Source organism: Pseudomonas sp. GL-R-19, assembly GCF_019956375.1.
In the GTDB taxonomy this organism is placed as follows: Bacteria; Pseudomonadota; Gammaproteobacteria; order Pseudomonadales; family Pseudomonadaceae; genus Aquipseudomonas.
The window spans coordinates 1-16,816 of the sequence record NZ_JAHBDJ010000024.1; the positions used below are offsets into that span (position 1 = coordinate 1).

General features: G+C 59.4%; 12 protein-coding genes. 5 read left to right on the plus strand and 7 right to left on the minus strand.

The features are described 5' to 3' along the window. Positions 1-380: 380 nt before the first annotated feature. Genes KGA83_RS14355 through KGA83_RS14365 form a run of 3 tightly spaced genes read left to right on the plus strand, consistent with a single transcriptional unit; the run spans position 381 to position 6,084 of the window. On the plus strand, positions 381-3,827 hold the full coding sequence (locus tag KGA83_RS14355; RefSeq protein ID WP_223529960.1) for a hypothetical protein: 3,447 nt from the start codon (positions 381-383) through the stop codon (positions 3,825-3,827). A 17-nt stretch (positions 3,828-3,844) separates the two neighbouring features. Beyond that, positions 3,845-5,017 (plus strand): hypothetical protein, encoded by a 1,173-nt coding sequence (locus KGA83_RS14360; protein WP_223529962.1) that lies wholly within the window; start codon positions 3,845-3,847, stop codon positions 5,015-5,017. A 20-nt stretch (positions 5,018-5,037) separates the two neighbouring features. Next, a complete protein-coding gene (locus tag KGA83_RS14365) occupies positions 5,038-6,084 on the plus strand; it encodes a hypothetical protein (protein ID WP_223529963.1) in 1,047 nt (348 codons plus the stop codon). A 583-nt stretch (positions 6,085-6,667) separates the two neighbouring features. Here KGA83_RS14365 and KGA83_RS14370 read toward each other — a convergent pair. The 3 genes from KGA83_RS14370 to kynU form a co-directional block, all read right to left on the minus strand. Next, positions 6,668-8,080, minus strand: coding sequence for an amino acid permease (locus KGA83_RS14370; protein ID WP_223529965.1), 1,413 nt, complete (start codon positions 8,078-8,080; stop codon positions 6,668-6,670). An 85-nt stretch (positions 8,081-8,165) separates the two neighbouring features. After that, positions 8,166-9,479, minus strand: coding sequence for an OprD family porin (locus KGA83_RS14375; RefSeq protein WP_108218108.1), 1,314 nt, complete (start codon positions 9,477-9,479; stop codon positions 8,166-8,168). A gap of 102 nt (positions 9,480-9,581) precedes the next feature. Further along, positions 9,582-10,832 (minus strand): kynureninase, encoded by a 1,251-nt coding sequence (gene kynU, locus KGA83_RS14380; protein WP_108218107.1) that lies wholly within the window; start codon positions 10,830-10,832, stop codon positions 9,582-9,584. Positions 10,833-11,041: 209 nt separating this feature from the next. Here kynU and KGA83_RS14385 point away from each other — a divergent pair, with 209 nt between their 5' ends. Further along, a complete protein-coding gene (locus KGA83_RS14385; protein ID WP_108218106.1) occupies positions 11,042-11,515 on the plus strand; it encodes an Lrp/AsnC family transcriptional regulator in 474 nt (157 codons plus the stop codon). Between the two features lie 12 nt (positions 11,516-11,527). On the opposite strand, the gene KGA83_RS14390 is transcribed toward KGA83_RS14385, so the two are convergent. The 3 genes from KGA83_RS14390 to KGA83_RS14400 form a co-directional block, all read right to left on the minus strand. After that, a complete protein-coding gene (locus KGA83_RS14390) occupies positions 11,528-12,541 on the minus strand; it encodes an AraC family transcriptional regulator (protein ID WP_223529967.1) in 1,014 nt (337 codons plus the stop codon). A gap of 541 nt (positions 12,542-13,082) precedes the next feature. Further along, positions 13,083-13,736, minus strand: a complete 654-nt coding sequence (kynB, locus tag KGA83_RS14395; RefSeq protein ID WP_223529969.1) for an arylformamidase — start codon at positions 13,734-13,736, stop codon at positions 13,083-13,085. A 214-nt stretch (positions 13,737-13,950) separates the two neighbouring features. Continuing rightward, a complete protein-coding gene (locus KGA83_RS14400) occupies positions 13,951-14,112 on the minus strand; it encodes a DUF2986 domain-containing protein (RefSeq protein WP_108218102.1) in 162 nt (53 codons plus the stop codon). Between the two features lie 454 nt (positions 14,113-14,566). On the opposite strand from KGA83_RS14400, the gene KGA83_RS14405 reads away from it, so the two are divergent. Then, positions 14,567-15,649 carry a 2OG-Fe(II) oxygenase gene (locus KGA83_RS14405; protein ID WP_223529972.1) on the plus strand — a complete coding sequence of 361 codons (1,083 nt, stop codon included), beginning with the start codon at positions 14,567-14,569 and terminating at the stop codon, positions 15,647-15,649. A 65-nt stretch (positions 15,650-15,714) separates the two neighbouring features. On the opposite strand, the gene KGA83_RS14410 is transcribed toward KGA83_RS14405, so the two are convergent. Then, on the minus strand, positions 15,715-16,728 hold the full coding sequence (locus KGA83_RS14410) for an FAD:protein FMN transferase (protein ID WP_108218100.1): 1,014 nt from the start codon (positions 16,726-16,728) through the stop codon (positions 15,715-15,717). Positions 16,729-16,816 lie beyond the last annotated feature (88 nt).

Sequence of the window (16,816 nt, forward strand, 5' to 3'; positions counted from 1 at the left end):
GTCGGCCCGGACAGTCTCGATGAAAGCCTTCCAGGTTGCCCAGAAACAGAAGGCTGAAGCCGCTGTCGCCCAAAGCAAAGCCAAGGCGACCGACCGCAGCAACGGCTGATCGGTGTAGCGCGTCCCCATACACAAAATCCAGTGTATTGATTCCACAGCTATAAGCAGCCTTTCACGAAGGGCTGCTTCACGCCCTGGCCGCGCAGGGCCGAGAAGGCCGGAAAAGATCGACATACGAGTCATTTCGAAACGATATTACGTGATGTCTGATGCTTACTAGTATCTCCAGCGATGGATAAATCACTGGAGCAATCATGGACAGATTATCGTCAACTTCATCGTCTCAAACAGCCGTTACTGTCGTTCCTGAATCCAGATTCATGCAGAACTATCGCATCGCCAGTGCCGTTCACGGTGGCAGCTCGGCGTCGGCGATCATGAACGGGAACGGCGACGTGGAGCTGTTTACCAGCGGCACCGATACGCTGGTCTGGAACATCTACCCCGATCCCGCCAGCGCCAGCGCCAGCTCTTCCACCCAGACTGGACTGGCCGGCGAGGTGATTGCTACAGGGCTGACACCCTCGGGCAATATCGTGGTGTTCGTGGCCCAGGGCACCAACCTGTTGTACACCGTCGAACAGCCGCAATCGAAAAACCGCTGGTCACCTGCAAAGATGATCGATGTGCCGCTGCCGTCCAAGGCCCGGCGCATTGCGAAGATTTCCACGGCGCAGATTGGCAACAAGCTGTACATCGGTGTGCTGGTCGAGGCCGACGCCAGTGTCGGTATCATCTACAACCTCAGTTGGGGGGTCTGGGACACCAAGGCACCTGTAGCACTCAACCGCACCACCTTGCAGCTTCAGACCCTGAACGCGGTCTGGACCGGCAACGCCGACGCCAACGTGGCCTTCAGCGTCTACGACACCATCATCTTGCAGTACGTCATCAGCACCGGGCAGCTGGTTCGGCCAAAGATTGCCGCGAACTTTCGCAGCATCGACGTGGCCGCCACGACGGACTCGGTGGGCAACACCCAGGTCCTGGCGATCCTTGCCGATGGCAACGCCTACACCTTGATCGGTGGCGGTGCGCAACCGTTCAGTTGGGCGCAGGTGAGTATCGGTGCCTCCTTCAAGCAAGTCTGCTTGCTGCCGTCCCGCCCGCTGCTCAATGGCCTGTTGCTGGGCGCGGACAATACGCTGCATCACACCGTGCAATCCAGCCAGGCCACCGCCGGCTGGCTACCACCGGCGCCGGTGTACAGGGGCGTCCAGTCATTTTGCGCGACGCTGGATGAGGATGGCCTGGAGGTGTTTGCCCTCAAGGCGCAGCAAAACACCGTGACGCATCTTACGAGGGACAGCCGCAGCACCAACTGGGAAATCGCCCCGCTGGAAATTCAGGCCAGTGGCAGCATCGAGGACTTCCCCTCGTACAGCACCGACGTGGCGTTGTTCAGTCAGTTGGGAGCACCGTTGGTGGAAACACCTGTCCTGGTCTGGACAGCTGACGCCTCGCGCCTGTCGATCAATGGCAGTGTGTATTACGTCACGCCTCGGCGCCCCATCCGGGTGCTGACCAACAGCGCCGGGGTCTTGTCCATCGCCCAGCAGACAGGTGCACTGGCAATTCCGCCGGTGCTGATCAATGTGCCGAATCTGATGTCGCCGGGCGAGGCCATCGAGATTCGCCAGAATGCCGATGTTCAGGATTCGTTGAGCAAGACCACCGGCAACCAGTTGATGGACGCCAAGCTGGCAAACGGCAAGCCCTTGCTGACGGATCAGTACCATAAACAGGACACCGCCAACGCGGTGGCCGAAGCCGTGTCCCGCAGCATGAACCTGACCGGCTCGGCGTTTCTTCTGACACAGACCGGGACCCCTTATCTGGATGCCCGCAGGCCCAGGGCCGGAGTTGCGCTGCACACCGAAAACGGCGCCCATCAGGCGCTCGACCTCGCGGCCATGCCAGAGCAGCATTGGCAGCTGTCAGTGAAAAACGGCGGGCTGGTATTTACCGACCTGTCGGCGGAGTCGGCGCTCGGCACCTTGCTGACACTGCGCAGCAGCGCCGTCTCGGCGGGATTTTTCGATTGGCTGGAGGACATCGGGGATTTCATCGCTGGAGTCGCCTCGGGCATCATCGAGGTGGTCGACTATGTCGTCAGTAAAGTGGCGGGCGGGATTCGAGCGGCCTTCCACTTTATCGTCGACGGCGTGACGTATCTGTTCGAAACGCTTATCGACACGGTGGAGAAAGCCTTCGATCTGGCCGAGTCGGTATTCGCGGCGGTCAAGGTGTTCTTCCAGGAACTGTATGAGTGGCTGGCATTCCTGTTCAACTGGAATGACATCTTGCGCACCCACGACGCGCTGGCCCATGTCGTCAACACCGGGTTCGACTTTCTCGCCGGCGCCACCAGCGGTATCCAGAGCAAAGTCGACAAGGGTATCAATACCTTGCAGGGGCAGTTGCAACAGTGGTTCGAGCAGGCCCGGAGCACGATTGCCGGCACCCACAGCCTGGGCGGCTATGAGCGGGCCAATACACCGGACGATCCGACCACCAGCAAGTCGGTGGCCAACAACATTGTCTACAACGGACTGGTGAACAACGCGTCCTGCGCTTCGTCGGCGCAAGGCACCCTCCTTCTGGCCAACGAGTTGGGAGACCCGCTCAGTGACTTCATTGCCAAGCTCTCGAACCTGGCGGATTTCACCGAGTCGTCCCAGGCCTTTGCCCAGGCGCTCGCCTACATCCAGGACCTGGGAAGCAACCCCGACCAGATTTTCCGCAAGTTGCTGGCGGCGCTGATGAGCGTGGTCGAAGGCGTCCTCCAGGCGATCCTGTCCGGCGTCCAGTTGGTGGTCGATGCCATGCTGCAACTGGTGCAGAGCTTTGTCACCAGCATCAAGGGCCTGCTCAATGCCGAGTGGAACATTCCGTTTGTCAGTGACCTCTATCGCCTGGTCACCAATGGTTCGAAGCTGACCACGCTGGATCTGGTGGCGCTGGTGCTGGCGGTCCCCGGCACGATTCTCTTCAAGGCGCTCAAAGGCGCTGCGCCCTTCCCGGACAGTGGCAGCGTTGCTCAATTCAAAACCAGTCTCAACGCGCAGCGGCTGCTGGCCGCTACCGGTTTGAGTTCGGTTTCCGGGCGGGCGCGCAACCGGGTGTCCGATGATCCGTGGACCGGCTTCCTGCCCCGGGAAATGGCCATGGTCACCGGTTTGCTGGGGTCCGTTTCGTACTTCTTCTATGGGGCACTGACCGCCTTGGGTGACGGGATGCCACCGGAGTCGGCGCCACCGCCGGTCATTGGCTATGTCGCCTACATGCTGGAGGTGTCGGCGCAACTGTGCAGTTGCCCGTGGATCCTCTCCGCCGGATCGCCGGGATGCACCACCGCCGATGGCGCCGGGCGCACGCTGTGGATCTACACCTGGCTCGGCCTGGTGCTGGACGGGGTGTTCCTCGCCCAATGGAAACGCATGCCCGAAAACAAGGACGATATCGGTGTGGTCGCCACGTTCATCTACGGCCTGGGCCATCTCGGGGTGGCGATCCCGGCCTCCATTGGTCAAAGCGGTACGACGGTGGCGTTGAATGTCGTGCCCTGCCTTCCGGAAATCTGCAAACCGCTACGTTTGACCCGCGTGGTCGCGGCCACCAAGGGCATTTCCCTCGTGGGGCAAGCGGCCCTGGATGCCATTTGCTACACCTCCACCACCGTGCTCAACGTGTTGGCGGTCAGTGCTGCAACCCAACCCCCCACCCAGGATGTTGCGCAGACGCGTACCACCATCCTTCCAGCCTGAGTCAAAAGGAGTTTGACATGTTAATTGTCTCTAAAAGCCCGGCTGCGGTAGGCCATGGCCGCTTGCTTCGCGGACCTGCCGCCTTGCCGTCAATCGACGTACAGAGCCTCGCCGCGACCTACAGCCAGGGTATCTACATGCGGCCCAACCAGAGCAACGAAGGCACGGTGCCGGCGGGCTCGCCGCTCTCTGCCTGTCCCGACATCTGGATTGCCGGGATGCCGGTGCCCAACTACCAGAGCGCCCTGGCCACCGCGACCAGCTACGCCACCCAGTCCGCCGACAACATCACACAAGGACACCCCAATTACATCTATATCCGCGGCAAAAACGGCACAGCCATTCCCCGTACCACCAAGGTCCAGCTATATGGTGTGCCTTGCGCGGCCATCCAGTGGCCGAGCAACTGGGCAAACTTTTCCATCCCCACCGATCAGGACCACCCGGACGGCACGCCGCCGATCTACGTGTCCTCGATGGTCAATCTGGGGGCCGGCACGATCGGCGTCGCGGCGGATACCTTTGTCTGGGCCAACCCGCAGCCGCCCACCGATGGCAGTAGCCACTATTGCCTGATTACCTGGCTTAACAATGCCAACAACCCGTTCCCGGATGTGCTCACGCAGCTGGACATGTCAGCCCTGATCACCAACAACCTGCAGTTTGGCTGGCGCAACGTGTCCATGCAGTCGGCCCAGTCGCCGACGATTCAGATCAGCACTCAACTGATCATCCCTGACGATGTCAGCGCCGGCAGCCGAGAGTATTCACTGCAGGTCACCAACAACGGGTTCGCGCCCAATACCGATGGCCGCGGCTGGACCTTTGACCTCACTTGCAGTCGCACCGATGCCAAGGGCAAGCCGATTTCCATCGTCAATACCGCCATGCCTGACCAGGGGCATTTCGTCGGTGTGCGTTGCTGGCTGGAACCGGGCTATAGCGCCACCCTCACATTGAACCTGTACCGCAATAGCGGGCCGGTCTCGTTGCCGGGGGCCTCGATGGATATCACGCCGGCCTATTACTCCGATGGCACAAAGGCCGAGCTGGAAGAAGCACTGCAACGGGGACTGGTGGATTTTGCACTGTCCCATGCCTTGCACAGCGCCTATCGCGGCGGCACCACCGCCGACATCCGGCCACGGCCTGTCGTGCTGTTGGGTGCTGATGGTCTGCGAATCAAATAATCGAACAAGGAGTTCACGTCATGAGCGAAGCCGTCGTCAATTTATTCAGCCGTAGTACCGCAGGCGCCAAAGACATTTATCTGCGCAACAACCTGGCGTCCAAGGGGAGCGTGCCGTTCTCGCCGCCGTTGGGGCTGTGCCCTGACATCATCCAGAGCGAAACTCCGGTACCGGGGTTCGAGAATGAGTTCAGCTCCATCGACAGCTGGCAGAAGTCCTATAACGTCGAGCCGGCGGGAGGACGCCCCAACTACTATTACGTGCGCGGCATGAATGGTAGCCAGGTCACCCCGACCGACTCGTTTTCCCTGTATTACAGCCAGGCACAGGTGTTCATGCTGCCTGCCAGTTTCAAGGGCAACCTGCTGAGTACCGAGTCAGGCGCCGAGGCGTCCGCCGTCACTGCGCCACCGGGGCACATCGGTGTCGGCGAGCAAGCGTTTGTCTGGACGCCGCCACTGGTCAATCGTGACGGTTACTTCAACCTGATCGCCCAGCTCAACAGTGGCTGCCACCCCGACCCCGTACCGCCGGTGAGCAACTGGCTGGACCTGGCGAAACTGATTGGCCAGACCCCGACCTTCGGTTTTCGCAACCAGGCGGTCGTCAGTGGCAATCAGTGGGTACGTCGTCAGGAGTTGCGGGTTCCGGCCAGCTTCGCCTCGACCGCGCTCACCATTACACTGTCCGCCACCGGTCTGACCGGTACCACCGTCTGCCTGTTGTGCGACACCGTGGCGCCCAATCAGAAGCCGATCGTGCTTGGGCCGTTGACCGTCCCGGCAGACGGACAGCTGACCGGCGCGCAGTTCACCATACCGGCGGGATATACCGCCAACCTGGCAGTGCAGTTCTGGAACCTGGACAACGTGCAGGTTGCGCCGGGCTCCACCCTGCGGGTGACGTTTGGCTATCCGGTCACCACGGGGGCGGAGTTTGAGCGGGCCGTGCAGGAGCAACTGGTCAATCATTCATTCCACGACGAGTTGAGCCAGCCGCTCAGTGCATCGATCCAGCCCAAGGCCATGGCCATTGTCAGCCAACTGACCTTTACGACAGGGTCATAACGGCAAGGCAAGCCTTGCAGATTGAAGAATGCCCGTATCGTGAGATACGGGCATTTTTTAGGTTCCTCACGCAATCCCGGGGAGCACATATAACGAAATATCTGTAGGGGCTGCCGAAGGTTCGGCAGCTCCTACAGGGGAATGCGTGCACCACCAAACAACGAGGTCGAGCGTTAGCTCGCCTCGCGGTGCTGTTGCGGTGCACGCCCCCTCGTGAGGCCGAGCGCAGGTTCTGCGCAGTGGGCAACCCGGCATGGATGCCGGGTTAGCCGCCGCCGGCCATGGATGGCCGATGGCGGCGGGCCCTGTAGGAGCGAGCTTGCTCGCGAAAAACCTGAGAGCACCGCGGGGTGTCAGGCTCCCCGCGTCATCGTTGACCTCCATCGCGAGCAAGCTCGCTCCTACAGGCCGGGCGGCGTTCCGCTCTTCCAAGTGACCCGCCGTCAGGGCGGAACCCTAAGTGGCCGTTACCGCAGCAATGAATATGTACACCAGGAAGAAAACGCTCGGCCGTCAGTTGCCATCGCTTCAAGCCAGCTCCTACAGGTAACGGTGCTCCCCGGGATTGCGTGAAGGACCTTTTTTATGGAGCCAGTATTTTTCGCTCTTGACGCGTGACCGCCCTGGTTTTCCTGAAGAAAATACCGTAGACAATCGACAGCACCAGCAGGAATGGCACACCGAACACCAGGGTCATCTTGAAGGCCTCAGTGAAATAGGTCGTGATCATCACCGCCCCCATCAGCACCAGCCCCAGCAATGTGCTGTAGGGAAACAGACGCATGCGGAACGACAGTTTGCGGTTGCCATTGCGTTCGTGAAAACGACGGAAACAGTAGTGCGTGAGGAAGATCATGAACCAGGTAAAGATCGCGCCGAACATCGAGATCGCCATCATCAGGGTGAACGAACTTTCCGGGTACAGGATGTTGAGCAAGGTCGCCAGGGCGATCCCCGAACTCGAAAGCAACAGCGCGTTCAACGGGATCCCGGTCTTGCTCAACGCACCCATGGATTTTGGCGCGTAGCCGGCACGGGACAGGCTGAACATCATGCGCGTGGTGATGTACAACTGGCTGTTCATCGCCGACAACGCGGCAATCAGGATCACGAAATTCATCACGCCGGTGGCGCCGGGAATGCCGATGGCTTGCATCACCGTGACGAACGGACTTTGGGCATTGCCTGCCTGGACCCAGGGCACGATCGCCAGCATCAACGCCAGGGTCATCAGGTAGAACACCACCAGGCGCACGATAGTCCCGCGAAAGGCTTTCTTCACCGCCTGCTCCGGGTCTTTTGCTTCGCCGGCGGCCACCGCGATCATCTCCACGCTCAGGTAGCTGAAGATCGACACGATCACCGCGATCCACATCCCTTGCAGGCCATTGGGGAAGAAGCCGCCGTGAGCAGTGTAATTGTGCACGCCGTACTCCGGATTGCCGGAACCGAATACCACATACACCGCCAGGATGATGAAGCCGACAATCGCGCCGATCTTGATGGTCGAGAACCAGTACTCGAAGGTGCCGAAGGTCTTCACGCTGATGGCATTGAGCACGATCAACACGCTGGAGAACGAAACAATCCAGATCCACTCCGGCACGTTGGCAAACCAGTACTTCATGTACATCGCCACCGCCGTCACTTCCGTGCCGACCGCGAGCACGATCGCTGCCCAGTAGGCATAGCGCACCAGGAACCCGGCCAGCGGGCTGACATAAAATTCGGCGTAGGCACCGAACGAACCCGAGGTCGAATGGGCCACGGTCATTTCCGCCAGGCAACCCATCAGCAGCAAGGTGATGATTGCTCCGATGGCATAGCTGAGCAATACGCTCGGCCCGGCATACCCGATGGCATAGGCGCTGCCCATGAACAGCCCGGTGCCGATTGCACCGCCAATGGCGATCATGCTCATTTGCCCCGACGTCAGCTGACGCTGCAGGCCGTGTTCACGGTTGGATATCGTTTCGAAACCGCAGTTATCGGTCATTTTTATGTCCTCTGGATTTTATCTTTCTTGAAGAGCACGTCGTAGGTTTAACGGTGGGGATCAGCCACGCACAGCAGGACACGGATCAGAAAATACTCAGCGGATACTCGATGATCACCCGGACTTCGTTGTTGTCCGTGGTGTCGGCGCGGGCGACCTGCGCAGTGGAACGCACACTGGCCTGACGCACGCGTATTGAAAGATCCCTGGCCTTGCCCGACTGCACGACATAGCGCGCCTCGATGTCGCGCTCCCAGCGCTTGCCGTCATCGCCGTAACGTCCATAGGCGCCATTGGGTCCGCCGTCGTAATGGCTGTCATCGATGTGGTCGCCACTGACGTAACGCGACATGAAGCTCAGGCCCGGCACGCCGAAAGGCGCCATGTCCAGGTCGTAACGCAGTTGCCATGAGCGTTCGTTGGGGGCGTTGAAGTCGAGAACCTGAATCGAGTTGGCGAGGAAGATCGACGTGCCTGGCTGCTGGTCGAAGCCCAGGTAATCGAACGGCTCGTCGCCATCGACCCGCTGGTACGCCAGGGTCAACCGATGGGCACCGAATTTGTACGCGGTGGACAACGACCAGGTGGTGTTGTCGATCTTGCCGGCCAGGCTCTGGCCGCTGTCGTTGGTGCGATAGAGATTGAAATCCAGGTTCAGCGACTGGCCTTCGCCAAGGGCAAAGGTGTAGTTGGTATTGGTGTAGTACTGGCGCCAGATGTCGGTGAACTGCGAACCGTACAGGCTGACACTCAGTTGATCGCTCAGGGCATAACTGCCGCCCAGATAATCGACGCTGCGGGTTTCCACGCCGGCGTACAGCGCTTTGAGCGCGCCATTGGCATTGGTCGAATTACTGTCGTTGCCGGCGGTGAAATGACCGATGTCCAGTTGCAACGCCTTGAGTTCATTGCTGGTCAATTGAAAGCCTGTGGCACTGCTGGTGAACAGGCGCGCATTGCCGGTGCCGAACACCGGGTTGAGCGGGGTCAGGTTGCCGTACTTGAGTTCGGTCCGGGAAATCCGCGCCTTCACCGCACCGCCCGCTTCGGAATACTCATCCTCGGGACGACCATCGGCATCGACCGGCAGCAAACCCGTGCCCGTGCGTCCCTTGCCACTGTCGAGCTTGAGACCCAACTGCGCATAGGCATCGACCCCGAATCCCACCGTTCCCTGGGTGTAGCCGGAGCGGTAGTCGAGCATGATCCCGTGGGCCCACTCGTCCCGATAGTTCTGACCGCCCGGGTTGTTGAGGTTGTTGCGGTAGAAATAGAAGTTACGGTTGGTCAGGGTCAGGCTGCTGTCTTCGACAAATCCGTTGTCGGTGGCGGCACAGGCCATTTGGCCAAGACAGCTGGAAATGGCGAGCGGCAAGGCAGGCCAGAGGGACAGTTTCATTCTGCGTGCTCCTTATTATTGTGATTGCAGAACTGGTTATTGCCGGCGGCCGAAGCCCTGCCGCGGAGAAAATCCTGCGGCAGGAATCGGAGGCCGAAAGGTTCAGGTCACGCTGTGGCGAACCTGGAATTGCGCTTGCGACCAGGTGTTCCGGTCGAGGATCTCGCCGAGGATCTGCACCGCATCCCAGACTTCGGTGAAGGTCGTGTACAGCGGGGTGAAACCGAAACGCATGATGCGTGGCTCGCGGTAATCACCAATCACGCCTCGCTCGATCAGGGCCTGGATCACCGCATAACCTTCGGGGTGTTCGAAGCTGACGTGGCTGCCACGTCTGGCATGCTCACGGGGTGTGATCAACTTCAGTTCGTGAGCCGCGCAACGCTGCTCGACCAATTCGATGAACAGGTCCGTCAGGGCCAGGGATTTGCGGCGCAGGCTGGCCATGTCGGTCTGGGCGAACACGTCCAGGCCGCACTCGACCATCGCCAAAGAGGTAATCGGCTGGGTACCGCACAGGTAGCGCGCGATGCCGCTGCTCGGCTCGTAATGCGACTCCATGGCGAACTGCCGCGAATGGCCGAACCAGCCGGACAACGGCTGCGGCACCAGATCGCACAACTCTGGCGAAACCCAGACAAAGGCCTGCGAACCCGGCCCGCCATTGAGGTACTTGTAGGTGCAGCCGATGGCGTAATCGGCACCCGCCTGATGCAGGTCGACCGGCACCGCGCCGGCGGAATGAGCCAGATCCCAAATAGCCAGCGCGCCACATTCGTGGGTCAGCTCGGTCAGGGCCTGCATGTCGTGCATGTAGCCGGTCTTGTAATTGACGTGGGTGAGCATGACCACCGCCGTGTCCTGGTCAATCGCTTGCGGCAGCGCTTCAGGACTGTCCACCAGGCGCAGGGTGTAACCCTGTTGCAGCATTTGCGCGAGGCCCTCGGCGATGTACAGGTCGGTGGGGAAATTGCTCGACTCGCTGACGATCACCCGCCGCTGCGGCGACCTCGTGGCCTGTACGCGCAAAGCGGCGCTCAGCACTTTGAACAGGTTGATCGAGGTGGTATCGGTCACCACGACTTCACCCTCCCCCGCACCGATCAAGCCCGCCAGGCGGTTGCCCAGACGTTCGGACAGCTCGCGCCAGCCTGCGCTGTTCCAGCTGCGGATCAAGCCATTGCCCCACTCCTCGGCGACCACCGCTTGCGCCCGGGCCAAAGCAGCGACCGGCCGCGCACCCAAGGAATTGCCGTCGAGATAAATAACGCCCTCGGGGAGCGCAAACTGCCGGCGCAGGGGCGCCAGAACGTCCTGGGCATCAAGCGCCAGGCAACTGTTTCTTGTCGTCATCGGGTGTCCTGTTTTTTGTTATGCGACGCCATCCGGGCAGGTTGCAGCAGCCGGCTCCGGCGCCCTGATTCAAGGCACTTCACTTGCCTTTCGGTGGAGAGATAATGAACGAACCTTTGAAGAATTTTCGTGCAAAGTAATCGGTCATGTAGTAGTTATTTCGCAGAATATTCGAATCAACGCCCAATAAACGCGGATTTATTCAAACCATGAATCTTGACTCGACAGACCTGCGAATCCTGCATCAATTGCAACAGGATGGCCGTATCAGCAATCAGGAATTGGCGGAGAAAGTCGCCTTGTCACCCTCGGCTTGCCTGCGCCGTTTGCGCCTGCTGGAAAGCGAAGGAATCATCACCGGCTATCGCGCGGTGCTGAATGCCGAACGGCTGGGCATTGAACTGGAAGCCATCGTTCATGTGTCGCTGCGACAGGACGTCGAGGACTGGCACGAGACCTTCATCAAGAAGGTTCAGCAGTGGCCGGAGGTGGTCACCGCGTATGTCGTTACCGGGGCGAGCAACTATGTGTTGCGGGTCCAGGCCCGCAACCTCAAGCACTTCTCGGATTTCATCGTCAACCACCTCAACCGCACCGCCGGCGTCACCGATATACGTTCGGAAATCGTCCTGCAAAAAATCAAGGAGCGCGAGCAACTGCTGGATCTGGTGGTACGCAAGTAAGGACGCCGACCTTCAATGCCCGTGCAGGCGCCGGGCTTCGTTGCGCTGCAAGGTCATGCTCGGGGTTTCGTCGAACAGCTTGCGGTACTCGGTGGAAAAACGCCCCAGGTGCATGAACCCCCAGCCCATCGCGATCGCGGAAATATTGCGTGCCGAACCGTGCTCAAGCATCTCCTGGCGCACGGCGTTCAAGCGGTACTTTTTCAGGTAGACCATCGGCGACATGGCGAAGTACTTCTTGAACGCATCGAACAACTTGAAGCGCGAAACGCCGGCAGCGGCCTCGATGTCCTCCAGGTGCAACGCTTCGCGGGCGTTGTCGTGGATGTACTGTCGAGCCCTGATCAGGTAATACGGCAACTTCACGCCCAGCACATCCCGCAGCGCCTGCGAATAGTTGTTGGGCTGGGCCAGGATCAGGCCCTTGATCAGCGAGCTTTCAATGTCCCGGGTGAAGGCCACTTGTTCGAAGAGTTCGCTGCTGCGCGCAAGCTCGTCGATGAAATAACGCGCCATGCGCCACCACGACGCCGATGCGCCATCGATCGCATCCATCACCGGCTCGAAGCGCAGCGGCGCGTCCAGAGGCCGTTGCAACATCCCCTCCAGCGCTTCGCTCATCGCGATACGCGTAATCACCACCTGAACCTTGCGACAGTCACCGGAGATCGCCAGCAGCTGGTTTTCATTGGGCGACACGATGACCCCTTGATCGCGGTCGGACCTGAGCACGCTGCCGTCCTTGCTCAGCTCCTGTTGGCCCACCAGCGGCAAGCTCAGGCTGTAGCTGCTGAAGTGCTCGGCGTCTTCGATATCGATGGTGACGTCGGTGCCGTATTCGATGGTGCCCAGGGTGGTGGCCATCGATTTGAACATGTTGGCATTGTGATGAAAGCGAATCCGTTCGGGGGTCGCGCTCACCAGTCGATGGGGCCCGCAGATACCGGACATCCAGCTTCTGGCGGCCTCCAGGTCATCGCTGTCGACACGAATGTCGCGAAACTGCGGATCCACTTTGCTGCTCATCACGGTGCACTCACAGGCAATATTTTCGGTGCGCTCTGACGGCGCGTACCAGGCTGGAAAGGAGCAACTTCCACGCCATGAATCGTCGGCGCCCACTTAACGGATAGTGATCGGCAACCAAGCGGATAAGGCATGGCTGACAAAGCCGCAAAAGCACTCGACCAGCACTTGACCAGCACTTGGTGTAGCGCAAAACATTATCTGATTGGCGCAATCACGTGCAGCCGTTTATCACCTGGTGCGCAATTTGTGTCATCGATGCCCAACCCACTGTTACCTGTCCCCAATTTACGGACTGCCTTCACCAACTTATCGGAAAGACCGCCACCCGCCCCGCTCCTCTAATGAGCGCACCGATTAGCCCAATAAAAAAGGTTCTTCACGCAAACCCGGGAAACTGTAGGAGCCAGCTTGCTGGCGATGGACTCAAGTACGCCGCGTTTATCCGGTTTACTCGCGTTATCGTTAACGACCTTCGCTGCGATGCGGCGACCCGACAAGCCAGCTCCTACAAGGGAGCATGCGCGCCGGCCGATGATCATCACCCGCGTTGCGACGTACTCAGCGGCCGCAGAATCGCCCTGACCGGACTGGCGTCCAGATGAGCAAAGCGCAGCGGCAAGGCGATCAGTTCATAATCGCCTTCCGGGACATCGTCCAGCACGATGCCTTCAAGAATCGCCATGTGATGGCGGGCCACGGCACCGTGTGAATCCATGGTCCTGGATTGCTGGGGGTCCAGTGACGGCGTATCGATGCCAATCAACCGCACACCCAGGCTCGCCAGCAAGTCGATGGTCTCCCTGGCAACGGCCGTGAACCCTGAATCCCAGGCTGTCAGCGGCGCTTGTCGATAGGTGCGCAGCAGCACCCGCTCGGGCACGTCGCGCAAACGTCCTTGCAGTTGCCCGGGCAGCACCAGTTCGCCGCTGTCCAGACAATGCAACACGCGGCAAGGCCCGATATAGACGTCCAACGCCACATCGCCAATCGGCGCGCCACCAGCGCTGTAATGCAACGGCGCATCGACGTGGGCGCCGGTATGCGGCGACAAGGTGATGCGTCCGACATTCACCGGACATTCGGGACCGTAGGTCCAGACGCGCTCCTCCTGGAACGGCGTGTCACCCGGCCAGGTCGGCGTTTCAGTACTCAAGGGTGGACTGATGTCCCACAACGTTGTGATTTTTGTCATCGCAATGCTCACCGGATTTACCGAGTGAAATGATACGAGCGACAGCGGTGAAGATTCGTGCAAAAACCTTGGGTAACCGTGCGGGCTTTCGCACAAACCGCCGTGGATGAGCGCGATTGCGGCAGGAAATTTCAACGCGTGTCGTTCACAAAGTTCGGTGCAGGGCTCTCTCAAACGCCATACCCGCCCTTCTTGTGGCGAACGACGATAGGGATCAGCTCTCAGCGCAGATGCTGGAGTCCTGACTGGACTCAGCGGCCAGTTTCAATCGGTCCGCTTTACTGATGTATTTTGACTTGCTTTTCGGTGCCAATTTGGCACTGGCCTTTTTGGCGTTAGCCTTTAACAACTGATTTATTTTTTTACGACGATTCATATTTTCCTGCTCCTTTTGCAAGTGCCTGAATGATATCAGCTTAAAGTGCCTGGCCAGTTCCCTGTTCAGATCCAGGCTGCGTGAAAACGCATGCACCGTTTTAAAGTCTGCGTTGCTACATCAAATCTGCCAGCGTTTGGTCAGGCAGCCGAGCAATCGCGATCCGGGCAGGTTCGACAAGACTGAACTAGTTTTACCTGCAAGCTTCGAGTGCCTGGCGTTTTTCCTGCATCGGCATCGCAGTGAGCGGTGCCGTAAGCCCATTTGTACGTGTAATGCTGTTCAGTTGAGGAACCTGTAGGAGCGAGCTTGCTCGCGATGGACTCAAGAGCGCCGCGTTTAGCCAGTAAACAAGCGTTATCGTTAACGACCATCGTCGGAACGCCGCCCGGAGCAAGCTCGCTCCTACAGAGGACCACAATAGCGATCCACTGCCTGCCGGCAAGGAGTTGTGATGCGCGCCACAGCCTTTTCAATCGGTGGACCTGCCCCTTGGTTCCATTGCCGCACTCAACAAAGAGAGCGCTTTTGTTTCGACACTATTGCCGGTCGGTATGTCGTGCTTTGTTTTTTTGGTTCCGCGGCTGATCCTGCATCAATCAAAGTTCTGGAAGGTGCTCGGGCCCATCGCCAGCGGTTCAATGACGATCACGTCAGCTTCTTTGGTGTTTCCGTAGATCCCGAGGACGAAAAGCTCAAGCGGGTAGAAAGTGCGATACCTGGCATGCGCTTCATCTGGGACTTCGATCGGTCAGTCAGTCAGCTCTACGGTACATTGCAGCCAGACGGCAGCCTCAGGCAAATGACCTATGTGCTCGATCCTGCGCTGCGTGTCCTGGCCATCGTCCCGATAGAGGCACCGGTCGATAACCATATACCCTCGTTAATGCGCTTTCTGGATAGATTACCCGCACTGGCTGCGCCACATGCCGCCACCTCACACGCCCCCGTCCTCGTGCTTCCCCGTATATTTGAGCCCAGGCTGTGTAAAGCACTCATCCGTTATTACGACGAACGTGGCGGGGAGGAATCCGGATTCATGACGGAGCAGTCGGGTAAAACCGTCCAAGTCACCGACCATGGCCACAAGCAACGTCGTGACTGCGTTATCGAAGACAAGGCTCTATCCAAGGCATGCTCGCTGCGTATAGCCAACCGTTTGCTTCCAGAGCTACACAAAGCGTTCCAGTTCAATGCCACTCGAATGGAGCGCTATCTGGTGGCCTGCTACAACAGCGACGAAGGCGGGCATTTCCGGCCCCATAGGGACAACACCACCAAGGGTACAGCGCATCGCCGTTTTGCAGTTTCCCTGTTTCTTAATTCGGGAGAGTACGAAGGCGGTTTTCTGCATTTTCCAGAGTTTGGAAAAGTGCTTTACAGCGCGCCAACAGGAGGGGCCGTGGTGTTTTCGTGTTCACTTTTGCACGAAGCCACGCCTGTAACCCAAGGTCGCCGCTATATGTTTCTCCCGTTTCTATACGATGATGCCGCTCGCGTCATTCGAGAAGAGAATCTTCCATTTATTGGACGCTGACTCGTGTGCAACACAACTCAGCTGTCATTAGCGCTTGGTCGACCGGTAGGCAAGGCTTCCTTCAACTACTGCTTCGTCTTGCCCTGCTCGGGAAACAACGACTCGAATCGCGGCGTCGCCCGGGCAACGAAACCCTGCCCCTGGCGCATGATGAAATAGGCAGCGAGGTCATGCCGCTCGGCGAAGGCATAACCTTCCTCCGGGCCGAGCACCATCAACAGCGTAGACAAGCCATCGGCATGCAGCCCTAAAGGGTCGACCACCGTCACTGCCGCCAGCGCGTGCTTCACCGGCGTGCCGACACGTGGATCGAAGGTGTGCGAATAGCGCTGGCCACCTTCCTCGAAATAGTTGCGATAATCGCCGGAGGTGGAAACGCTGTAGCCATCCAGTGCAATGGTGCGCTCCACTTGCCGCTCGCTTGCGCCGCTCGGCACCTCCAGGGCGATGCGCCAGGGCGAGCCATCCGGCTTGCGGCCGACCGCCCTGAGTTCGCCGGTGATCTCGACCAGATAGGCCTGGATGCCCAGGGCCGAAAGCCTATCGCCGACCTGATCCACCGCATAGCCGGCGACAATGCTGTCAAAATCCAGTTGCGCCGCCACATCCTTGCACAGCTTTTCGCCATCCAGGTGCAAGTGCTGATGCCCTACCCGTGCCCGCTCCCGTGCCAGCGCGCCAGCATCCGGCAAGCGCTCCCCCCGTGACTGCGGACCGAATCCCCAGAGGTTCATCAATGGCTGCACCGTCAGGTCGAAAGCCCCGCCACTCTCGCGGAACAGAAACTCACCGTACGCCAGCAAGCGATGCATATCTTCCGGCAACGCCTGACAGGCGCCGGCCGGTAGATCGTTGAAGCGGGAAACCACGGAGTCGCTGCGCCAGTTGGAAAACTGCTGGTCGAGCGCCGCCAGTATCGTCTCGACTTCGGCCTTTACTCGCTGCGAGTCGGGCGTCTGCGCGGCGGGTACGTACTGGATCGAATAAGTGCTCCCCATGGTGGGTCCGGAAATGCGCTCGATCCGTTCGCCACAGCCATACAGCAACGTCAACAGCATCACCAGCAGGCTTACGCGCATCAATCAACACCTCTGTGATCCCGCGTGGGATAACCTACCGCTCATCAGCAAGCCTGATCAAAAAATGAACAAAACCTCTACTCGGCAC

Bases quoted from the DNA above. Each gene is read 5' to 3' on its own strand.
- KGA83_RS14365 (WP_223529963.1), top strand. From the start codon at position 5,038: ATGAGCGAAGCCGTCGTCAATTTATTCAGCCGTAGTACCGCAGGCGCC.
- kynB (WP_223529969.1), bottom strand. From the start codon at position 13,736: ATGACAAAAATCACAACGTTGTGGGACATCAGTCCACCCTTGAGTACT.
- KGA83_RS14385 (WP_108218106.1), top strand. From the start codon at position 11,042: ATGAATCTTGACTCGACAGACCTGCGAATCCTGCATCAATTGCAACAG.
- KGA83_RS14370 (WP_223529965.1), bottom strand. From the start codon at position 8,080: ATGACCGATAACTGCGGTTTCGAAACGATATCCAACCGTGAACACGGC.
- KGA83_RS14410 (WP_108218100.1), bottom strand. From the start codon at position 16,728: ATGCGCGTAAGCCTGCTGGTGATGCTGTTGACGTTGCTGTATGGCTGT.
- KGA83_RS14405 (WP_223529972.1), top strand. From the start codon at position 14,567: ATGCGCGCCACAGCCTTTTCAATCGGTGGACCTGCCCCTTGGTTCCAT.
- KGA83_RS14390 (WP_223529967.1), bottom strand. From the start codon at position 12,541: ATGAGCAGCAAAGTGGATCCGCAGTTTCGCGACATTCGTGTCGACAGC.
- KGA83_RS14375 (WP_108218108.1), bottom strand. From the start codon at position 9,479: ATGAAACTGTCCCTCTGGCCTGCCTTGCCGCTCGCCATTTCCAGCTGT.
- KGA83_RS14400 (WP_108218102.1), bottom strand. From the start codon at position 14,112: ATGAATCGTCGTAAAAAAATAAATCAGTTGTTAAAGGCTAACGCCAAA.
- KGA83_RS14360 (WP_223529962.1), top strand. From the start codon at position 3,845: ATGTTAATTGTCTCTAAAAGCCCGGCTGCGGTAGGCCATGGCCGCTTG.
- kynU (WP_108218107.1), bottom strand. From the start codon at position 10,832: ATGACGACAAGAAACAGTTGCCTGGCGCTTGATGCCCAGGACGTTCTG.
- KGA83_RS14355 (WP_223529960.1), top strand. From the start codon at position 381: ATGCAGAACTATCGCATCGCCAGTGCCGTTCACGGTGGCAGCTCGGCG.